The sequence below is a fragment of the Haloferax gibbonsii ATCC 33959 genome (assembly GCF_000336775.1).
Taxonomy (GTDB): Archaea; Halobacteriota; Halobacteria; order Halobacteriales; family Haloferacaceae; genus Haloferax; species Haloferax gibbonsii.
The window spans coordinates 390977-404191 of record NZ_AOLJ01000011.1 but is presented as its reverse complement, the minus strand read 5'-3'; the positions used below and the strand labels follow the sequence as shown (position 1 = coordinate 404191).

The 13215-nt window shown below is 67.3% G+C and carries 11 protein-coding genes and 1 pseudogene; 6 read left to right on the top strand and 6 right to left on the bottom strand.

Going from position 1 to position 13215, the window contains the following annotated elements:
* Positions 1–2: 2 nt before the first annotated feature.
* Entirely contained in the window at positions 3–1295 is a 1293-nt protein-coding gene (locus tag C454_RS04815) for a substrate-binding domain-containing protein (protein ID WP_004973243.1), read from the bottom strand.
* A gap of 228 nt (positions 1296–1523) precedes the next feature.
* Between C454_RS04815 and C454_RS04810 the strand changes: the two genes are divergently transcribed.
* Positions 1524–2663, top strand: a complete 1140-nt coding sequence (locus tag C454_RS04810) for an ABC transporter ATP-binding protein (protein ID WP_004973242.1) — start codon at positions 1524–1526, stop codon at positions 2661–2663.
* Positions 2664–2726: 63 nt separating this feature from the next.
* Here the strand turns inward: C454_RS04810 and C454_RS04805 are convergent, their stop codons facing one another.
* Positions 2727–4733 (bottom strand): glycoside hydrolase family 15 protein, encoded by a 2007-nt coding sequence (locus C454_RS04805; protein WP_004973240.1) that lies wholly within the window; start codon positions 4731–4733, stop codon positions 2727–2729.
* A 104-nt stretch (positions 4734–4837) separates the two neighbouring features.
* On the opposite strand from C454_RS04805, the gene C454_RS04800 reads away from it, so the two are divergent.
* The 4 genes and pseudogenes from C454_RS04800 to C454_RS19775 all read left to right on the top strand — a co-directional run.
* Entirely contained in the window at positions 4838–7021 is a 2184-nt protein-coding gene (locus C454_RS04800; protein ID WP_004973237.1) for an alpha-amylase family glycosyl hydrolase, read from the top strand.
* Between the two features lie 5 nt (positions 7022–7026).
* Entirely contained in the window at positions 7027–8097 is a 1071-nt protein-coding gene (locus tag C454_RS04795) for a TrmB family transcriptional regulator (protein WP_004973235.1), read from the top strand.
* A 108-nt stretch (positions 8098–8205) separates the two neighbouring features.
* Positions 8206–9054: a YihY/virulence factor BrkB family protein gene (locus tag C454_RS04790; RefSeq protein WP_004973227.1), complete on the top strand. Its 849-nt coding sequence runs from the start codon at positions 8206–8208 to the stop codon at positions 9052–9054.
* Positions 9055–9202: 148 nt separating this feature from the next.
* A pseudogene (locus tag C454_RS19775) lies at positions 9203–9730 on the top strand (zinc ribbon domain-containing protein); the annotation flags it as partial.
* Between the two features lie 49 nt (positions 9731–9779).
* Here the strand turns inward: C454_RS19775 and C454_RS04785 are convergent.
* Entirely contained in the window at positions 9780–9983 is a 204-nt protein-coding gene (locus C454_RS04785; RefSeq protein WP_004973225.1) for a DUF1328 domain-containing protein, read from the bottom strand.
* 215 nt (positions 9984–10198) lie between these two features.
* Entirely contained in the window at positions 10199–10399 is a 201-nt protein-coding gene (locus C454_RS04780) for a hypothetical protein (protein WP_147299476.1), read from the bottom strand.
* A gap of 95 nt (positions 10400–10494) precedes the next feature.
* Between C454_RS04780 and C454_RS04775 the strand changes: the two genes are divergently transcribed.
* The gene (locus C454_RS04775; protein ID WP_004973222.1) at positions 10495–11163 is read left to right on the top strand and encodes a helix-turn-helix domain-containing protein; all 669 of its coding nucleotides are present in this window, start codon (positions 10495–10497) and stop codon (positions 11161–11163) included.
* A gap of 127 nt (positions 11164–11290) precedes the next feature.
* Here C454_RS04775 and C454_RS04770 read toward each other — a convergent pair whose 3' ends face one another.
* Complete coding sequence (locus tag C454_RS04770; protein ID WP_004973221.1) at positions 11291–12199, bottom strand: serine/threonine-protein kinase RIO2; 909 nt, start codon at positions 12197–12199, stop codon at positions 11291–11293.
* A 214-nt stretch (positions 12200–12413) separates the two neighbouring features.
* Positions 12414–13175 (bottom strand): MBL fold metallo-hydrolase, encoded by a 762-nt coding sequence (locus C454_RS04765; protein WP_004973217.1) that lies wholly within the window; start codon positions 13173–13175, stop codon positions 12414–12416.
* Positions 13176–13215: the final 40 nt, after the last annotated feature.

Sequence of the window (13215 nt, the reverse complement as noted above, 5' to 3'; positions counted from 1 at the left end):
CCTTACTCCCAGTTAGACCGGATGTTTTCTTCGGCCTTCGTGAACGCGGGTTCGAGCTCCGCGTCGCCGTTTTTCACGCTGTTGAAGGCGTCTTCGAGCGGCCCCCACACGTCGCCCATGTTCGGGTGCGTCGGGATGGGCGTGCCGAGCGAGACGGACTCCGAGAAGCCCTTGACGGCCTCGGGGAGGTCGCTGCTCGAAGCGAGTTCCTTGTGGACCGGGATGTAGCCGAACTCCTCGGCGTTCGCCGAGAGCACGTCGGTGTTCGTGGTGTACCACTCGGCGAACGCGCGGGACGCGGCCGCCGTCGCCTCGTCGCCCTCCAGCGTCGACGTGAAGTAGAGCTGCTTGACCGTCGTGTACGGCTTGGGCTCGGCGTCGCCCTCGGGCGAGGGGAGCCGGGCGATGCCGGCGTCGATGTCGTTGGAGCGAACGTCGCCGAGGAACCACGGCCCGTTGATGGCGAAGGGCGCGTTGCCTTCGAGGAAGACGGCCGCCTGCGGGTCGTAGCCCGTGTCCTTGGGCTGGTACGGGACGAAGTTGTCGAGGATGAACTGGAACCCGTCGAGGGTCGCCTCGTTCGACAGGCCGAGTTCGACGTTCGACTCGTCGAAGTAGTAGCCGCCGAAGGCGTGAGCCCACGCGCTCATGAAGTAGGCGTTCAGCGGGTAGCTGAGGCCGTACATCCCGTTTTCGGGGTCGTGGTACTCCTCCATGATGGCCGTCATGTCGGCGATGGTCTCGGGCGCTTCGTCCACCATCTCCTTGTTGTAGATGAGGCCGACGGTCTCGGCCGCGTAGGGGAGCGCGACGGTCGCGCCGTCGAACTGGACCGCCTCCTGCGCGGGGCGGGTGTAGACCGAGAGGTCCACGTCCAGCTGGTCGCTCTGGTCCGAGAGGAAGCCGTTCTGGTAGTACTCGCCGGTCCAGTCGTGGGCCCAGTCGAACATGCCCGCGCCCTGTCCGGCCGGGATGGCGGAGGTGGTCTTCTTCCGGAGGTCGGCGATTTCGGCGGGCTTGGCCGTGTGGTCCGTCTCCGAGGTGAACGTCTCGGCGTTGGCTTCGAGCGCCTTCTTCTCGGCTTCCGCGCGCTGATGCCAGAGCGTGAACGTCCCGCTCGGGCCCGCGGACTCGGTCTCCGCTCCCGCGGTGGTCTCTTCGCCACCGTCGTCGCCCTCCGCACCGCTCTGTTCGGGCGTCTGCGTCGAATCGGTCTCCGACACGCCCACGCACCCTGCGAGTGCGCCGACGGCCGTCGTGCCTGCCAGTTGCTTCAGGATTGTGCGGCGGTTCATTGGCATAACGAATCTATGATGAACTATGTGTTCATATATTTAATAGTTCGGAATGACGGCCGCATTCGCGGAGAAAATTGCCACTCCGATGGTCGGGTTCGATTCGCGATATGTGGTGTAGAGGCTTTCAGTAAGCCGAAAACAAGCGATAAATATAATACGAACTATTGCATCACAAATTCAGAAAATAGGAAAACGGTTATGGACGATGGGGCTAGACAGGGAGTAATGGCACGTCTCACGCTCGAAGCGCTTCGCAAGGAGTACGACCGGGGTCGCGTCGTCGCCGTCGAGGACCTCTCGCTCGACGTCGAGGACGGCGAGTTCATCACCGTCGTCGGCCCCTCGGGTTGCGGGAAGTCGACGACGCTCCGCATGGTCGCGGGGCTGGAATCGCCCTCCGGCGGCACGATTCGAATCGGCGACGAGGACGTCACGGACCAGCACGCCCGCAAGCGCGACGTGGCGATGGTGTTCCAGAACTACGCGCTGTACCCGCACAAGACCGTCATGCAGAACATGGCGTTCGGCCTGCGGATGAGCACCGACCTCTCGAAGGACGAGCGTCGCGAGCGCGTCCGCGAGACGGCGTCGATGATGGGCATCGAGGACCTCCTCGACGACAAGCCCGACGAGCTTTCCGGCGGGCAGAAACAGCGCGTCGCGCTCGGCCGCGCCATCGTCCGCGAACCCGACGTGTTCCTGTTCGACGAGCCGCTTTCGAACCTCGACGCGAAGCTCCGCACCACGATGCGGACCGAGATTCAGCGCCTCCAGAACGAGCTCGGCATCACCTCGCTGTACGTCACCCACGACCAGGAGGAGGCGATGACGATGGGCGACAAAATCGTCATCCTCAACGACGGGAAACTCCAGCAGGTCGGCCGCCCGAAGGACGTGTACGAGAACCCCGCCAACGAGTTCGTCGGCGGCTTCGTCGGCTCGCCCTCGATGAACTTCCTCGACGTGTCGGTCGAACGCGAGGGCGACCGCCTCGTCCTCGTCGGCGACGGGGCGTTCTCCTACCGCCTGTCCGAATCGTTCTCGGCGACGCTCCGCGAGGCCACCGACGCGACCGACCTCCGAGTCGGCGTCCGCCCGGAGGACGTGGTGACGGCCTCGTCCGGCGAGAACGTCGTCGACTCGACGGTCGGCGTCGTCGAGCCCATCGGCTCGGACAACTACCTCCACCTCGACATCGGCCCCGACTTCATCGCCCGCGTCGACTCGGACGTCGAACCCGAGACGGGCGAGACGGTCGGCGTCACCTTCGACGAGTCGGACCTCCACGTCTTCCACCCGCGGACCGGCGAGTCGCTCCTCTACCGCGAGTCCAAGCGGCGCGCGGCCCCGACGCAGCAGTCGTGAAGAAGTAGTTCGCTGTTTTCTCGCGGCGGTCCCTCGCTGTTCGACAGCCGCGTCGCCGCCGACTTACTCCCCGTCGAAGGCGTCGTCGGCGTCGAGCGTCGCCAGCGTCGCCAGCCGGAGCGCGTGCGGCCAGCCGAGCGGCGTCGCGCTGTCGGGCGTGCCGTCGTCGAAGAACTGCTCCGCGAGGTAGCCCTCGTCGGTGCACAGCGGGCCGTCGGGGAGGACGAGGTCAAGGAGCGCCCGGCCCTCGTCGGCGAACTCCCCGGCCCGGTCGTCGCCGTGTTCGGCCAGCAGGGCGGCGAGCTCGACGCCGGCGTTCGCGCCCCACGCGGTCGAGACGGTCCAAATCTTCTCGGAGGACTGCTCGCGCATCCGCCAGTCGTCGCCCTCGAAGCGGACGAGTCCCTTCACGTCGCTGTCGTCGGGGTCGTGCCAGAGGCCGTCGAAGACGGACTCGACGTGGCGGACGAGCCGGTCCAGCCGGTCGTCGTCAACGCCGTCGAGTCGGTCGTAGGTCCGGTGGGCCGACGCGAGCGCGAGCGCGGCGGAGTCGTAGCGGTCGTCGAGTTCGCCGTCGGCGACGCGGAGGGCGTAACAGCCGCGGCCCTCGCTCCAGAGGTGGTCGATGCCCTCGTACACCTCGCGGGCGCGCTCTGCGGCCCGGTCGGTCAGCGCCGAGTCGAGGTCAGACAGCGCGAGTTCGGCGTAGGCTTCGAGGAACGTCGCCGCGGTGTGGCTGAACCGGCCGGTCATGTTCTCCCACGCGTTCTGGCAGTCGACGGGGAGGCCGTCGTCGCCGAGGGTGTCGTCGAGGCTGTCGAGCGCGCTCGCCAGCGTCTCCTCGATGTCGGCGCGGAGGTCGTCGTCGGCACAGCGGTCGTGGTAGGCCGCGAGGAAGGCGATGACGCTCCCGGTCTGGTCGGCCTGATAGTCCGCGTCGTCGCCGGATTCGAGGCGCGCGTTCGCCCAGCCGGGCGCGAGCGAGCCGTCGAAGGGCCAGACGCGGTGGGGCCACGAGCCGTCCTCGCGCTGGGTTCGGCAGTAGGCGCGGGCGCTCCGCTCGTGCCACGCGTCGAGGCCGAGGTCGAGCCGCTCGTCGGACTCGAAGAGGAACGTCGAGATTTCGGCGTCGTCGCGGAACCACGTGTAGCCGTAGCCGCCCGAGTAGGCGTAGTAGGGGTCGAAGTCGGGACCGGCGATGCGGAGGCCGAGCGCCCCGGACAGAAGCGAGAGTACGCGGATGTCAGCGCGCATCGCGGCCGATTCGCGGTGGTCGGGAACCGCGCCTTCGACCTGTCCCGCGGTGCGCTCGCGGAGGTCGTCGAGGTCGCGGGCGACGAGGTCGCGAACGCGGTCCAGCGCGTCCTCCCGGCTCGTCTCGGTGTCGTCGGTGAGCAGGTGGCCGACGGCGGCCGCGCCCGCCTCGAACGGGACGGTCCCGACGACCGCGCCGCTCAGTTGGCCCTCCTCGTAGCAGTCGTCGGTGCGGGGGCGCGGCAGTTCGACCTCGCCCTCCGAGAGCAGTTCGTCGAAGCCCTCGGGCACGCGCCCCTCGACGTGTTCGAACGCCGGCGACGACGCGAGGAAGTCGTGTTCCTCGGCGTGGTAGGCCTCGACGGCGTCGCCGTGGGTCAGTTGCCCGACGAGCGTGTCGCGGCCGTCCGGCTGGAAGTGGACGAAGGCGACGAGTTCCACGTCGGCGTCGGTCTCGAACCGGCTGACGTGGCCGTCGCCGACCGCGAGGTCGTACTGCGTCACGCCGCCGTGGGGCGTCTCGTGTTCGGTGACGACGAGCGCGCCGTCGCCCGCGTACGACTGGCTCGCGCCCTCGTCGAACCAGTGGACGCCGGATTCGTCGCCGACGGGGCGGACGCCGAACCGGGAGCGCTCGACCCCCCAGAGCCCGGACAGCGGGTAGCCGAAGTCGCGGAGCGAGCCGTCGGTCTCGACGTGGACTAACCGGCTTCCGAGGCCCGAAAACAGGCCGCTCGTCGTCCGTCGCTCGCCCGGGAACCGAGTCGGGTGGTCTGCGTGCCGCTTGTAGTCGGCCAGCGCGTCGCGTAGTTGCATTGCTGAGTCGTGGGACCCCCGCAGATAATAATCTTGGTGTAATGTTCCTTCAAACTTTCATGCCGTTTCGAAACGGTAAGGGCCCCCCTCCCCGGAGAGGTGGTATGCATCACCCCGGTCCGCCGCGAGTCACGACGGTCGGCCGCCCCGTCGAACTCGCCCCGAGAGCCCCGGAACGAGACGCAACGTACCGCTGGCGCGTGCTCGACGCGCCCGAAGAGAGCGCCGTCGCGGTCGGCTCCGGGCCGGTCGCCCACCTCGCCCCCGACGTTCCCGGCACGTACCGTCTCGAACTCGACGCGCTCGACGGCCGCCACGAACAGACCGTTCGCGCCTTCCCCGACGACCGCCGCCCGGCGACGATGGCGGTCCCCGCGGCCGACCTCGAACCCGCGTCGCCCGACGAGGTGTCCGTCATCGGGCCGTTCAACGACCGCCTCGTCGGCCGCGACCGCCCGCGCCGCGTCGGCGACGACTACGCCCTCGACGTGGACCTTCCGCCGGGAACGCACCCGTTCGGGTTCGCCCCGCACGACGACCTCGCGGAGCAGGTCCGCGGCGAAGTCGAGGTTCCCGGACCGGGCCGCCCGCGGGTTCGACTCGACGCGCGAGTCGGGCAGGAGAACAGCGACGAACTGGTCGTCGTCGCGGACGCGGAATCCGCGCCCGACGCCGAGGAGGCGACTCTCTCGGTCGAGTTCCTGTTCGACGGCCGCGACGCGCTCGAACCGGGCGACTGCGAGGTCGATGGCGACCACCTGCGCGTCCCGGTCGAAACGCTCCGCGAGTTCGACTCGTCGGAGCCGGTCCGCGTCCACGCCGTCGCGGTCCAGACGACGACCGAGTCGGGCGAGTCGTCCGTCCGGCACTCGGTTCTCGACACGCTGGTCGTGGAGTCCGGAGGTACGGGTGACGAAACCGGTTCCGGCCTCGCCGGCCTCGCCGTCTCGCGTCCCGGCGACGCGCCCGAGTGGGCGCATCACGCGACCGTCTACGAGGTGTTCGTCCGGTCGTTCGTCGGCGAGACGCCCGACCCGACGTTCGACGAACTCGCCCGGCGGGTTCCCTACCTCGAATCGCTCGGCGTCGACTGCCTGTGGCTCACGCCGATACTGGAGAGCCACACGGCCCACGGCTACCACGTCACCGACTACTTCGAGACCGCCTCGGACCTCGGCACGCGCGACGACTTCGAGGCGCTCGCCGACCGCTGTCACGACGCCGGCATCCGCGTCGTCTTCGACCTCGTCATCAACCACACGTCGCGGGACCACCCGGCCTTCCAGTTCCACTCGACCGGCGTCCCCGGCTACGAGGACCACTACGCCCGCGTCCCCGAGCGCGAGGACCCCTCCGAGGTCGACTGGGGCGGCCCCGGCGCGGCGGAACACTACTTCAACTGGACGCGCATCCCGAACCTCAACTACGACTCGCCCGCGGTCCGGTCGTGGATGCTCGACGTGGTCTCCGAGTGGGCGGCGGTCGTCGACGGCTTCCGCTGCGACGTCGCGTGGGGCGTCCCCCACGGCTTCTGGAAGGAGGTCCGCGAGCGGGTGAAGGCCGACGACCCCGACTTCCTGCTCCTCGACGAGACCATCCCGCGGGACCCCGCGTACCACGAGACCGAGTTCGACGCCCACTACGACACGACGCTGTACGGGTCGCTCCGCGACGTCGGCGCGGGCGAGAAACCGGCGACGGCCGTCCTCGACGCGGTCGCAGACGCCCGCTGGCACGGCTTCCCCGACGACGCCGTGCAACTCCGGTACATCGAGAACCACGACGAGGAGCGCTACCGGAGCGAAGTCGGTGAGGACGCGCTCCGGGCGGCCGCGGCCGCGACGTTCACGCTCCCCGGCGCGCCGATGATTTACTACGGCCAAGAGACCGGCGTCGAAGCCCAGCGCGGGACGATGCGCTGGTACGACGCCGACACCGACCTCGTGGAGTTCCACCGGCGGCTCTCCCGTCTCCGCGACGCCCACGAAGTCCTCCGCGTCGGCGACGTCGAACTCGTCCCCGCCAGCGTCGCTCCCGCCGGAAACGGCGGCGTCGAGTCCGACCGCGTGGTCGCGTTCGCCCGCGACGACGGCACCGACCGGCTCGTCGTCGTCCTGAACTTCGACGGGGAGCCGACGACTGTGGAACTCGGCGCGGAAGTCGAAGGAACCGACCTCCTGACGGGCGAGCGAGTCGACGCTGGCGGCGCGGCCGGGGGCGACGGGCGCGCTCGCGTCACCGTCGCCGACGCGGCCGTGCTCCGAGCCGCCGGCGATTCGAGCCATTAAGTATCATGGTCGATGACAGTCCGACCATGGACGACCGGGAACTCGCCGACCTCCTCGAGCAGTTCGGGCTCTCAGAGAAGGTCGTCGACACGTACCTGACGCTGCTCGAACTCGGGGAGGCGAAGGCGAGCCAGATTGCCGACGCGGCGGGCGTCTCCAAGCGCTACGTCTACAGCGTGAGCAAGGAACTGGAATCGCGCGGGTTCGTGGAGGTCAACGACCACGTCGTGCCGACGACGATTCGGCCCCTCCCGCCGATGGAGGTCATCGAGTCGCTCTCCGAGAGCGTCGAGTCCATGCGCCCCGCGCTGGAGGAACGCTACACGGCCACCGCCCGCGACCAAGAGCGCTTCGAGGTCATCAAGTCCCGCGTGACGGTGCTCAAGCGCATCGCCGAACTCGTCGGCCGCGCCGAGTCCGAAATCACGCTGTCGCTCCCCTACGACGTGCTCGACGAGGTCGAAGACGAGCTTCGGGCGGCCCGCGAGCGCGGCGTGCTCGTCTCGCTCGTCGTCAGCGGCGTCGAACCGCACGACGACCTCGCGCTCGACGGCGTGGCCTCGCTGGTGCGCGTCTGGCACGAACTCATGCCCACGATGCTCACCGTCGACTCGCGAACGGGGCTCATCTCCCCCGGCGAGATGGTCGCCCGGTCGAACTCCGAGTCGCAGGCCATCGTCTTCGCCCAACCGCACCTCGGCCCGGTCATCGTCGGCTCCTTCTTCGGGAACTACTGGCCGATGGCCGCCGAGGCGTACACGACAGACCCCGACCCGCTCCCGGCGACGTACCACAACTTCCGCCACGCCGTCCTGCAGGCGGCGCTCTGCGAGCGCGCGGGCATCGACCTCGACGTGACCGTCAGCGGGCGGATGGTCCACACCGACGGCCCGACCGAACTCCACGGCCGCGTGGTCGACATCCGGCAGGGGCTCCTCGAACCCGCGAACAACTCCTTCCCGGTCGAGAACGCCTTCGTCGTCGAGACGGACGAGGGGACCTACAGCATCGGCGGACAGGGCGCGTTCGTCGAGGACTTCGAGGCCGACGCGGTCGAGTTCACCGCGACCGAGTAGCCTGCCTGACCCCGTTCCTGTTCCTTCGAGACCGCCCGCATCGCCGCCCGCGTGGTACGTTCGCGGACCCGCCACCGAATTATTACGTGGGCCTCGCGTTGGACGCTCATGGACCGCGACGGAGCCCGCCGCCTCGCCGCGCGGACGCTCGCCGTCATCCGCGAGAAGAACGTCACGGTGACGGCCGCGAGTCTCGCGTACTACGCGTTCAACTCGCTCGTCCCGCTGACGCTCCTGCTTTTCGTCCTCGTCACGACGTACGGCCGCGTCGAAGCCTTGCTCCCCACGTTCGAACTGCTCGTCGGCGTCGACCTCTCGCAGTTCGAATCGACGCTCAGAGCGGTGAGCGGGAACTCGGCCGGGCGAGTACGCGCCGCGGCGCTCGCCCTCGGTATCTTTCTCTGGAGTTCGCTCCGGCTGTTTCGCGGGATGGACAGCGTCTTCAGCGAGGTGTACGGCACGCGGAAAGAGGTCTCGGCGCTCAGGCGATTCCTCAACAGCGTCCTCGTCATGGCGACGGTCGCGGTCGGCGTCGGCGTCATCGCCGCCGCCGGTCTCGTCGTCTCCTTCCGCGTGACACAACTGCTGTGGTCGGTCGTCGCGCCGGTTCTCCTGTGGGCGCTGCTCACCGTGCTTTTCGTTCCGATGTACGCGCTGTTTCCGGGCGTCGACGTCTCTCCACTGGAACCGGTCCCGGGGGCGGCGCTCGCGGCGCTCGGGTGGACGGCGTCGCTCCAGGCGCTCCGCCTCTACTTCGGCGTCTCTCAGAGCATCGAACTCTACGGTGCCGCGGGCGGGGTCTTGCTCATCCTGACGTGGCTGTACGTCGGCTCGCTGGCCCTACTCGTCGGCGTCGTCGTCAACGCGGTGCTGGCGAACCGGGTCGATGCCGACGCCGACTGGTACCCCGGCGACGAGACGGCGGGTGACGAGACGACGGGTGACGAGCGAGGCTGACGGTGGCGCGTCGCCGCGAAAAAGCGTTCAGCGTCCCCTACCTGAATCGAGGAGAGAGTCCCGCCGTTCACGGCGGGCGTGAATCCGACAACAGGGACACAACCGCCGACAATGCTCAGTCCGGGGTATCCAAATCCTTCGCCGCGTGGAGCAACTTGTCCGTGACCTCATCGAAAGGTTGCACGGCGAAGGCGTTTCGACGGTGTACGTCGGGACGTTGACGGACGTACTCGATACGCACTGGTCGGTGGAGACGAACGCCAAGACGCACAACTTCTGGGCGTTCCGCGCGTTCATCAACCGCCTCGCCTGTACCGCCGAGGAGTATGGTATCTCGGTGGAGGTTCGTTCGGAAGCATGGACCTCTCAAGAGTGTCCGAACTGCGGTTCAACAGATCGGACGACACGCCACCGCGACACGCTGACGTGCCCGTGCGGTTTCGAGGGCCACGCAGACCTCACAGCGTCCGAAACGTTCCTGAGACGTCATCAGAACTCAGAACGTTCTGATTGGCGAACGAGACACGGTGTGTCTCGTCAACGGCAGACCGACGTAGCACGGCCGATGGCACGGCCCGTGTGCCTCAAGTGGAACGACCACGACTGGTCAGAGTCACCACGCTCTTGTTCCAACGAGGAGCGCACGAACCCGCAAGTTGCCTCCGTGGGTTGGTAAGCGATACCCCCAGCGAGAGGAAACCCCGGCGTTCGCGCCGGGGAGGATGTCATAGGAGGAACGTGACGACGGCCAGCACGAGGAAGATGACGACGAGGATGCGCGCGACTTTCATCGAGAGCCCCGCGATTCCACGGAAGCCGGCGAGCCCGGCGACGAGGGCCAAGACGAGGAACACGACGGCGTAGTAGAGGAACCCGCCGCCGCCCTGCAGCGGCGTGAGCGCGGCGACTCCGAGCGCCGAGAGCGTCATCGTCCGGCGGTGGGCCGCGTGCCCCCGCGTTTCACCTCCCGCACGTGTGCGACGGGTTTCGGCGGCTTCGGAGCGCGAGCGTCCCCGGTCTCATCGGCGTGAACTGTGTGTCTCATCGCGTTCGTGATTGCCACCCGCACACAATGAGGTCGGCCCCTGCATTGGCAAGGTTCGGTCCGTCGCGGGGGCCTGATTCGCCGACGCCGACCCCCGAGTTAGCGACGGTTCAACGCTTCGGCGGCGAGTTGCGCCGCGAATCCGGCGCTACTCCACCGGAGCGAGAGCGCTCCGGCAGCCAGAAACAGCACTCCCTGTTTGGTTCGGCCCTTCGCCAGCGCCCTGAACCCCGCGACGGCCGAGGTCAACACGCTCAGCGTTCTCGTCCACTTCGAATCCAGCAGTTGGCGTCCAATCACGTTCTGAACGAGCATCCGAAGCAGTGTAACCGGCGGGCCTGCGTGTGCCCCGGGCCGCCCGCAGACAAATGTACCACGCTCGCCTATCCACCGCCATGGCAACTATCGTACGGGGCGCGATTCCGTCCGAAGAATTCGCGTTAGGTCACACGCTCTCCGCACTTCCGGGCGTCGAAATCGAGTGCGAGCGTATCATCGAGAGCGGTGAACACACCGTGATGCCCCTCGTGTGGATTCGTCACGCCGACCGCTCGGACATCGACGACGCCCTGCGAGAAGACCCGTCGGTCGACGAAGTCACCTGTCTCTCGGAGTTCGACGACGAATATCTCTACCGGATGGCGTGGGTCGACCACGTTCACCTGCTCCTGCAGATGATAACGAACTCTCACGCGACGATTCTCGACGCGTACGGTTGGGGCGACGAGTGGCAGTTCCGCGTACTCTACCCGGCTCGCGACGACTTCGCGCGGACGCACGACTTCGCGGAGGAACACGGACTGCGATTCGAAATCGAGTCGATTCGAGAGATGGACGCCGAACCGGCCGGACGGTACGGTCTCACCGAAAGCCAGTTCGAGGCGCTCGTGACGGCGGCCCGAGAGGGCTACTTCGAAGTGCCCCGGCGAATCTCGCTCTCCGAACTGGCCGACAAGATGGGCGTCTCTCACCAGTCGCTCTCCGAGCGAATCAGGCGGGGAACGGATGCGCTCGTCGAAGACTCCTTGCTCATCGGGTCGGTCCCGGACGATTTCCGGGACTGAGACGCCGGATTCGGGATTTCATATCGCGGTATGTGATTTATTCTCTCGTCGAGTGGCCCCTCGGCGAGCGAGAGCGGTAGCTGACGCTCGCAACGGGTGACACGCGGAGTCGCCGAGCGAAAGGCCGTCAGGCGTGGGTGGTGACGCTCTCGAACTCGTTTTCGGCGATGGCGGCCGATAGGGCGTCGATATCCACGTCATCGGGCATCTCGGCGGGGTACTTGCGGCGGAAGTAGCCGACGATGTTCTTCGCGTCGCGCGCGAGGAGTTCGCGGGCGTTGTCGTGGTCGGTCGGGACGGCCTGCGGCCAGTCGAAGACCGTGATGCCGCGCTCGCCGACCGCGACGTTGTACTCGGACATGTCGGCGTGGACGTAGCCGGCCTCGTAGGCCTCGGCCATCTCGGAGAGAATCAGGTCGAGGACGCCCGTCACCTGCTCGGATTCGAGCTTCGCCTTGGCGAGTTCGACGCCGTCGAGTTTCGCCATGATGATCGCGTGGCGGTTGTGGTCGACGGGGCGCGGGACCGACACCTGCGGAAAGAGGGTTTCGAGCGCCTCGTACTCGCGTTCGGCCGCCTTGCGGGCGGTGTAGAGCCACGAGACGTGGTGGTTCTCGGAGGTGTAGTCGCGCTCGCGGCGCACCTCGCGGAAGTTGGTGTACCCCTCGCGGTGGAACTTGAGCGCGAGCGGCTTGAACGACTGCACCTCGAACACGTCGCTTTCCTTGCCGACGCCGAGGGGCGCGCCGAACCCCTGAATGGTGTCTCGTTGGGCGAACGTCCGGAGGGCGAGCGCGTCGTACCCCTCGACCGTGAGCTTGTACCCCTCGTACTGGATGGTCTTGCGCTCGATGAGCTCGCGGGTCATACAGCGGTCGATGCGGTAGTCGACCTCTTCGGCGGTCAGCCCCGAGTTCTTCGGGAGCTTCTCCCGGTTGACCCACTCGCTGAAGCGCATGCCCTGCTCGACGCCCGAGAGGAGGTAGAAGTCCTCGGGCTCGAGTTCGGCCATGACGCCGGCGACGTTCCGTACCATGCACGTCCGTCCGTCGGCGAGGCGTAAAAGGCCCGCGAGTCGGCGAATGTCGCCCATGATAAATTGCATGTGACGATACGAAATCGGGCGTGACGACTCACGCAGTTTCGGAGGGTGGTGTGGGGGTCGGCGTCCCCGTCAGAACTGACCGAAAGAGTTGCTACGCACAGTGCCTACCTACCGTTCGTACCGTAGTCGCCCCGTGGAACTGCCGTTACAGAGATACCTGCTCACCGTCTTCGGGGACGAGGACGTTCTCGGTCTCCGCTCGCAGTTCCTCACGGGAGAGCAGACAGTGGTTGATGGCTTCCATATGGACAACTGCCACGGTCGCATCCGTGGCCTCCCGGACGGCCGCGATGTCTTCGACGCCCATCGTGATTGGTTCGCCCTGGTCGAACTGTGCTTCCCCACCGTTGAGGACGACCATCTCAGGTTCGAACCGGTCGAGCGTTTCCGCTACTGGGTCGTACCAGATGGTGTCCCCGGCGATGTACAGCGACTTCTCGCCCTCGAAGGCGAACCCGGAGACAGGGCCCATCCCCTCGGCGAGTTCGCCGTGGCCGTGCTGTCCCGGCGTCCGGTGGATCGTCACCCCGTCGAACGACGTCTCGTCCTCGACGGGTCGCACGTCGGTGAAGCCCTCGTCGCTGAACGCGCCTGCGTCCTCGGGTTGGCAGAACAGCGGCACGTCCGCATCGAGTTTCTCTCTGGCTGCCTCGTCCCAGTGGTCGGGGTGACGATGCGTGACGACCACGGCGTCGTAGTCGAGTTCGACGTCCGGGAGCGGCACCAACGGATTTCGCTTCTGGTTCGCCGTCGTGAGGAACTCGGGCACCGCCGGATTGTCCGTCACCGTCGGCATCTCGCCCTGCGGCGTGAACATGGGGTCAACGAGGAACGTGGTGTCATCGACCGTCGCAAGCACCGTCGCGTTTCGCACGAGTCGTACGCGAATCTCGGAGTCGTTTGTCATACGCACCTCGCTTGGGGAGTTGACCGGTTACGATTTGTTC

Bases quoted from the DNA above. Each gene is read 5' to 3' on its own strand.
- C454_RS04810 (WP_004973242.1), top strand. From the start codon at position 1,524: ATGGCACGTCTCACGCTCGAAGCGCTTCGCAAGGAGTACGACCGGGGT.
- C454_RS04775 (WP_004973222.1), top strand. From the start codon at position 10,495: ATGGCAACTATCGTACGGGGCGCGATTCCGTCCGAAGAATTCGCGTTA.
- C454_RS04770 (WP_004973221.1), bottom strand. From the start codon at position 12,199: ATGGTACGGAACGTCGCCGGCGTCATGGCCGAACTCGAGCCCGAGGAC.
- C454_RS04805 (WP_004973240.1), bottom strand. From the start codon at position 4,733: ATGCAACTACGCGACGCGCTGGCCGACTACAAGCGGCACGCAGACCAC.
- C454_RS04785 (WP_004973225.1), bottom strand. From the start codon at position 9,983: ATGACGCTCTCGGCGCTCGGAGTCGCCGCGCTCACGCCGCTGCAGGGC.
- C454_RS04765 (WP_004973217.1), bottom strand. From the start codon at position 13,175: ATGACAAACGACTCCGAGATTCGCGTACGACTCGTGCGAAACGCGACG.
- C454_RS04800 (WP_004973237.1), top strand. From the start codon at position 4,838: ATGCATCACCCCGGTCCGCCGCGAGTCACGACGGTCGGCCGCCCCGTC.
- C454_RS04815 (WP_004973243.1), bottom strand. From the start codon at position 1,295: ATGAACCGCCGCACAATCCTGAAGCAACTGGCAGGCACGACGGCCGTC.
- C454_RS04790 (WP_004973227.1), top strand. From the start codon at position 8,206: ATGGACCGCGACGGAGCCCGCCGCCTCGCCGCGCGGACGCTCGCCGTC.
- C454_RS04795 (WP_004973235.1), top strand. From the start codon at position 7,027: ATGGTCGATGACAGTCCGACCATGGACGACCGGGAACTCGCCGACCTC.